At 66.4% G+C, this 6,935-nt stretch carries 5 protein-coding genes and 1 pseudogene; 3 read left to right on the top strand and 3 right to left on the bottom strand.

The features are described from left to right. The 3 genes from LQV16_RS22415 to LQV16_RS22405 form a co-directional block, all read right to left on the bottom strand. On the bottom strand, positions 1-679 hold a 679-nt coding region (locus tag LQV16_RS22415; protein ID WP_290369414.1), incomplete at its 3' end, for a biotin/lipoyl-containing protein. 115 nt (positions 680-794) lie between these two features. Further along, a complete protein-coding gene (gene lpdA / locus LQV16_RS22410; protein WP_018772391.1) occupies positions 795-2,180 on the bottom strand; it encodes a dihydrolipoyl dehydrogenase in 1,386 nt (461 codons plus the stop codon). Between the two features lie 267 nt (positions 2,181-2,447). Further along, entirely contained in the window at positions 2,448-3,974 is a 1,527-nt protein-coding gene (locus LQV16_RS22405) for a leucyl aminopeptidase (RefSeq protein ID WP_229996051.1), read from the bottom strand. A gap of 377 nt (positions 3,975-4,351) precedes the next feature. On the opposite strand from LQV16_RS22405, the gene LQV16_RS22400 reads away from it, so the two are divergent. The 3 genes and pseudogenes from LQV16_RS22400 to LQV16_RS22390 all read left to right on the top strand — a co-directional run. Continuing rightward, positions 4,352-5,290 (top strand): PAC2 family protein, encoded by a 939-nt coding sequence (locus tag LQV16_RS22400; protein WP_229996050.1) that lies wholly within the window; start codon positions 4,352-4,354, stop codon positions 5,288-5,290. Positions 5,291-5,324: 34 nt separating this feature from the next. Beyond that, entirely contained in the window at positions 5,325-6,656 is a 1,332-nt protein-coding gene (locus LQV16_RS22395) for an MFS transporter (RefSeq protein ID WP_229996049.1), read from the top strand. A gap of 146 nt (positions 6,657-6,802) precedes the next feature. Beyond that, positions 6,803-6,935: pseudogene (locus LQV16_RS22390) on the top strand (DUF4192 domain-containing protein); the annotation flags it as partial.

Here is a 6,935-nt window from a genome sequence, read left to right as displayed (position 1 = left end):
GCTTGGGGGCTTCCGGGGCCGGTGCCTCGGCGGGCGCCGGTGCGGCGGGTGCTGCGGCGCCGGAGCCGATGACGGCCAGGACGGAGCCGACCTCGGCGGTCTCGTCCTCGTTGACGCGGATTTCCAGGAGGGTGCCGGCAACCGGGGACGGGATTTCGGTGTCAACCTTGTCGGTGGAAACCTCGAGCAGCGGCTCGTCGACCTCTACGGTATCGCCGACGCTCTTCAGCCAGCGGGTAACAGTGCCTTCGGTGACGCTTTCACCCAGGGCCGGCAGCGTGACGTCGTGTCCTTCACCCGCGGGAGCAGAAACCGGAGCTGCAGCCGGTGCCTCTGCGGCGGGGGCTGCGGGAGCCTCAGCCGCGGGGGCCGGTGCCTCCGCGGCCGGAGCCTCTTCGGCGGGTGCGGCGGCCGGAGCCTCTGCGGCGGCCGGGGCGGCGTCGCCCGAGCCGATGCGGACCAGCGGGGCGCCAACTTCAGCGGTCTCGTCTTCGGCGACGAGGATTTCCTCGATCACGCCGGCGATCGGAGAGGGGATCTCGGTGTCTACTTTGTCGGTGGAGACTTCGAGCAGCGGCTCGTCCACCTCTACCCGGTCACCGACCTGCTTGAGCCAGCGGGTGACGGTTCCTTCGGTGACGCTCTCACCGAGGGCGGGCAAGTTAACGGATTCAGACATGTCGTCCCCGTTCTCCTTATTGATCTTTAGTGCGGATGATTGCTGCCTTGTTCGAGCTTAGTGCACCCGGCATTTCCGGCCGGGTGCACCAAGCTCTGTTGTCTTGCGGAGATGCTTAGCCGTGGAGGGGCTTGCCCGCCAGCGCCAGGTGCGCCTCGCCCAGGGATTCGTTCTGGGTGGGGTGGGCGTGGACCAGCTGGGCCACGTCCTCCGGGTAGGCTTCCCAGTTCACGATCAGCTGGGCTTCACCGATCTGCTCGCCCATGCGGGCGCCGATCATGTGGACGCCCACCACGGGGCCGTCCTTCTGGCGGACCAGCTTGACCAGGCCGCTGGTGCCCAGGATGGAGCTCTTGCCGTTGCCGGCCAGGTTGTATTCCTGGGTCTGGATCTGGTCCTCGCCGAACTTCTCCTTGGCGGCCTTCTCGCTGTATCCGACGGTGGCGATTTCGGGTTCGGAGTAGGTGACCTTGGGGATGTTGACGTCCTCGACGATGACCGGCTTCAGGCCGGCGATCTCTTCGGCGACGAAGATGCCCTGCTGGTAGCCGCGGTGCGCGAGCTGCACGCCGGGGACGATGTCGCCGACGGCGAAGATGTTGCCGACGCCGGTGTGGAGGCGCTCGTTGGTGATGACGAAGCCGCGGTCGATGGTGATTCCGGCCTCTTCGTAGCCGAGGTTCGCCGTGACAGGGCCGCGGCCCACAGCTACGAGCAGGAGGTCGGCTTCGAAGGTCTTGCCGTCTACGAGGGTGACCTTGACGCCGTCGTCGTTCTGCTCGACCCCCTGGAAGAAGACACCGGTGGAGAACTTGATGCCGCGCTTCTTGAAGGCGCGCTCAAAAGCCTTGACGATCGTGGCGTCCTCATTCGGAACCAGCGACGGGAGGCCCTCGACGATCGTGACGTCGACGCCGAAGGACTTCCAGACAGAAGCGAACTCGACGCCGATCACGCCGCCGCCCAGGATGATCGCGCTCTTGGGGATGTAATCCATGGTGAGGGCTTCGTCGGAAGTGATGACCTTGCCGCCGATTTCCAGGCCCGGCAGCGTGCGGGAGTAGGAGCCGGTCGCGAGGACAATGTTCTTGCCCTTGTACGCGGTGCCGTTCACGACGACGGTGTCGGTGCCCTGAAGCTTGCCTTCACCCTCAATGACGGTGATGCCCTTCTTGCCCTTGATCAGACCCTGCAGGCCCTTGAACTTGCCGGCAATGATGCCGTCTTTGTACGCATTGACAGCGGTGATGTCGATGCTGTCAAGAGTCACGTTGACGCCGTACTTGGCCGAGTCGCGGGCGTGGTCGGCCAGCTCTGCCGAGTGCAGCAGGGCCTTGGTGGGGATACAGCCGTTGTGGAGGCACGTACCGCCGAGCTTGCCCTTTTCGATGAGGCCGACGGTGAGGCCGAGCTGGACAGCACGCAGCGCGGTGGCGTAGCCGCCGCTGCCGCCGCCGAGTACCAGGATGTCGAATTCTTGCGCAGTTGCCTGATCGGCCACTAAAACGCTCCCTCGCGTGAACGATGACACGAGAGTACGCATCATCTGGTCTTGGAACCTGCCTGCTGTGATTGTGCCAGCCGGCCGGTTCCCTTTCATTTGTGACTACTACATTGGGGTCTGCTTCTGGGAAACAAGGTTTACCTTAGCGAACCACTAATACATGCTCCACCTTGCCATGGCGTTTGTGGAGCGCTTGTGTCCAGTGTCACGCGGCTTTGTGGCCGGGGAAGCACCGCCGCCCCGGCCACAAAGCCGCAATGCCGACTAGACGGCCTTGGCGAGGATGTCCTCGACGTAGGCCACCAGGGTCCGGACGGTGCAGCCCGTGCCCTGCTTGTGGTTGTAGCCGTAGGGGCTGCCGCTGTTGAACGACGGGCCGGCGATGTCGATGTGTGCCCACGGGATCTGTTCGCCGTCCTTGCCCTTGCCCACGAATTCGCGCAGGAAGACGGCCGCGGTCATCATGCCGCCGTGGCGTTCGCCGATGTTGGCGATGTCCGCGACCTGCGAGTCCAGGCTGGCCCGGAGCTCTTCCGGCAACGGCATGGGCCAGACGAGCTCGCCCGCCCGGTCGGCGGCGGTCTTGATGGCGCCGGTGAGTGAGTCGGCGCCCATCACGCCGGCGGTGCGGTCGCCCAGGGCGATCAGCTGGGCGCCGGTGAGCGTTGCGACGTCGATGATGGCGTCCGGGAATTCCTGGCTGGCGGCGACGATGCCGTCGGCCATGACCAGGCGGCCCTCGGCGTCGGTGTTGAGAACCTCGACGGTCTTGCCGCCGAACATCGTCAGGACGTCGGCCGGGCGCTGGGCAGCGCCGGAGGGCATGTTTTCGGCGATGCAGAGCCACGCGGTCGCCTTGACGGGCAGCCCGAGGCCCGCCAGGGCCAGGACCGTGTTGAGGACGACGGCGGCGCCCGCCATGTCGGACTTCATGTCACCCATGCCCAGGGCCGGCTTGATGGAGATGCCGCCCGTGTCAAAGGTGATGCCCTTGCCCACGAGGGCGATCTTGGCCGTGGCCTTCGCCGGGGCGTACTCGACCTTTACCAGGCGCGGCTGCCGGGTGGAGCCCTTGCCGACCCCGAGGATGCCGCCGAAGCCCTCCTTCTCAAGGCGCTTCTCGTCCCAGACCGTCACCTTGACCGGCAGGCCCTTGGCCAGTTCCTTGGCGGCGTCGGCGAAGGACTCGGGGTAGAGGTGGCTCGGCGGCTGGTTCACCAGGGTGCGGGTCGCGTTCACGGCCGTGCCGATCAGGGACGCCCGGTGCAGGACCGGCTGGAGCGCCTTGTCGGTAGCGAAGTCGGTGCGGATGACGACGTTCTTCACCGGATCCTTGAGCCCGTCCTTGGAGGTCCGGAACTCGGTGTAGGAATACGCGCCCATCGCGGCGCCCTCGGCGACCGCCGCGACCTCGGCCAGGGTCGTCGTCGGAAGTGCCAGGGTGACGGTGGTGACGCCGGCCAGCTGGCGGACGGCCGAGCCGGCGGCGCGGCGCAGCGCCTCCTCGGAGACCGGCTGCTTCGCGGACAGTTTGCCGACGCCGGCAAGGAGCAGAACGGTGGCCCCGGCCTCGGGCAGGCCGGGCAGCCGGTGAGCCTGGTCCGCCGCGCCGGTGATGCCAAGAACGCTCAGTGATTCCGCCAGGGCCTCCGCGGCCTTGGCCGTCAGCGGATTGTCGAGCAAAACGGGGCCGTCGGGACCCTGTCCGACGCCGATGACGAGGGCATCGCTGGGGGACTTCTTCAAATCCCCTGCGACTGCACTAAGTTTGACTTCACTATTCTTGACCACGAGGACAGTCCTCAATTCTCTGTGATGGTTCTCGGTGATATTCGGCAGGAACTGCATGTTTGGCGCCCTGCCACGGATCCCAGGGGCGCCGTCGGTCTGGGGCGCAACCCGGTGTCTGCAAAACAAGCCCTAGGGCCATGTCCGATCGTAGTCTCTCGGCAGTGCGGAAATTCAATCGAATGAGAGCTGGAGCACACCCCAGGCAGGAATTAGCCCGGGCCCTGGGGCGTTGTATTGATAGCGGCGCTGCCGTGCGGTGAGTGCCTCATGGGACTGGCCGACAGGATCTGCCTGACTGGCGGGTTCTGCCTGGCACCGTCCGGACGACGGACCGCACCCCGCTTCTCCCACCGCCGCCATCGTGAAAGGAACACGCCGTGATTGAACGGATTTCCGGCTCTTTGCTGGATCCCCAGTCGCTCTACATCCGTGATGACGCGCTGTTCTCCAGCACCGAACTGCGCGGACTCAACCTCGTCATGGGGTTCACCGGCTTCGCCGACGCCGGCCACGTGGTCCGGCAGATCACCGCTGAACTGCTGGACACGCTCGACGCCCAGATGATCGCCGAGTTCGACGCCGACCAGCTGATCGATTACCGGTCCCGGCGCCCGCAGATCAGCTTTGTCGAGGACCACCTGCAGGACTACCAGGCGCCGAGCCTGGCGCTCTACCGGCTGGTCGACGGGCTGGGCAGCCCGTTCCTGCTCCTTGCCGGGTTCGAGCCGGACCTGCAATGGGAACGCTTCGCGCGCGCCGTCGTCGGCCTCGTCGAAGAGCTCGACGTTAACCTCGTCACCTGGATCCATTCGATCCCGATGCCGGTGCCCCACACCCGGCCGGTCGGTGTGACCGTGCACGGCAACCGGCCGGAGCTGATCGAGGGGATCTCGGTATGGAAGCCCACAGTGGAGGTCCCGGCTGCGGTGGGACACATCCTGGAGCTGCGGCTGACAGAAGCCGGCCGGAACATCGCCGGTTATGTGATCCATGTGCCGCACTACCTGGCCGAAGCCGAGTACCCCACGGCCGCCGTGGCCGGGCTGGAGTACCTGGGCGCGGCCACGTCCCTCATGCTGCCGACCGACCGTCTGCGCGAGGCGGGACGCGAGGTGGGCCGGCAGATCGCCGAGCAGATCGAGGCGTCCGAGGAGGTCCAGCAGGTGGTCTCGCGGCTGGAGACCCGGTACGACGAAAAGGCGGAGGGGACGGTCCGGAGGTCGCTGCTGGCCGATGAGAACGACCAAATCCCCAACGCCGATGCCCTTGGTGCTGCCGTCGAGGCGTATCTGGCCCGTAAAGAACCCGGCGAATAAATACTATTTATCATGAACCGGGCATAATGGGGGAGTGACCTCTCCCCGCGCCTGGCTGATCTGGATCATCGGGATCTTTGCCTATCTCGTGGCGGTCAGCCAGCGCACCTCTTTCGGGGTGGTCGGCCTGGAAGCAACGGAACGCTTCCACGCCAGCGCGGCCGAGATCTCCTTTTTCACCGTGCTCCAGCTGCTGGTCTATGCCGCGCTGCAGATTCCCGTAGGCATCCTCGTGGACCGCTTCGGCTCCCGCGCCATGCTGGCCGGCGGCGGTGTCCTGATGGGGCTCGGCCAGCTTCAGCTGGCGTTTGCCGACAACATCCCCGGCGGAGTTCTGGGACGCGTCCTGGTGGGCGCCGGTGACGCCATGACGTTTATCTCCGTGATCCGGCTTATCCCGCTCTGGTTCGCGCCGGGGCGTGTGCCGCTGCTGACCCAGCTGACCGGCATGTCCGGGCAGCTGGGCCAGCTCTTCAGCGTGGTGCCGTTCGCGATGATCCTGCACTCTGCGGGGTGGACTCCTGCTTTCCTGACACTCGCCGCGATGTCGGGCCTCGCCGTCGTGCTGGTCCTGCTCCTGCTTCAGGACCTACCGCCGGGGCACCCCGCTCCGACGCCATCCCAGGGGCTGCGCGCTACCGGGATTTCGCTGGCGCACGCCTGGCGGCAACCGGGGACGCGGCTGGGGCTGTGGAGCCACTTCACTGTCCAGTTCAGCGGCACGGTTTTTGCCATGACGTGGGGTTACCCCTTCCTGATTTCCGCCCAGGGGCTGGACCGCGGTACCGTCTCGGCCCTCATGGCGCTGTACGTGGCCGGTGCCATTGCCGCCGGACCGCTGATGGGAAGATTCGTTGCCCGCCATCCGCTCCGGCGCTCCACCATGGTGCTCCTGATTTCCGGTTGCACCGCCGCCGCCTGGGCAGCGGTTCTGCTTCTGCCGGGGCGCGCACCGCTCTGGCTCCTGGCTGCCCTCGTGGTGACCCTGGCCGTCGGCGGTCCCGGCTCCATGATTGGCTTCGACTTCGCCCGGACTTTCAATCCGGCCCACCGGCTGGGCACCGCCACCGGCATTGTCAACGTGGGCGGCTTCATTGCTGCGCTGGTGTCCATCTACCTGATTGGGCTGGTGCTCGACCTCCTGAACGCCAGCGGGTTCTCCCAAGGGAAGCTCTACGGCCTGGATCCGTTCCGCGTGGCCCTCAGCGTGCAGTTCCTGCTGCTTGCCGGGGGAGCGGGTGCCATCATCGCGACCCGGCGGAAGGTCCGGCGCCAGATGGCGGCCCAAGGGGTCATGGTTCCGCCGCTGCTCAAGACCATCGCCGAGCAGCGCAGGCTGGTCGCGGAGCGCCGCCGCACGCCCTGATCCGTTGTTGGGCCCTGGCTGCTGGCCGGCGCGGCCCGCACGTTTCCGCACCGGGTTGTCCACATAGCTGTTTATCCACCACGCGTTTATCCACATAGCGCTGTCTAGTACTGCCGCGAGGACGCGGCCGCCGCGAAGCTGGGCTTATGACAGCTCCTGATCACTTGAGAATCACCGGCCCCGAAGACATCCTGGGCTTCATCCCGCATTCCCTCGGCTACTGGCCGGAAAACAGCCTCGTGGCCATGACCCTGCAAGGCAAACGGCTCGGAGCCACCT

Source organism: Arthrobacter sp. Bi26, from assembly GCF_918697925.1.
In the GTDB taxonomy this organism is placed as follows: domain Bacteria; phylum Actinomycetota; class Actinomycetes; order Actinomycetales; family Micrococcaceae; genus Arthrobacter.
This window is presented reverse-complemented; position numbering and strand designations above follow the sequence as displayed.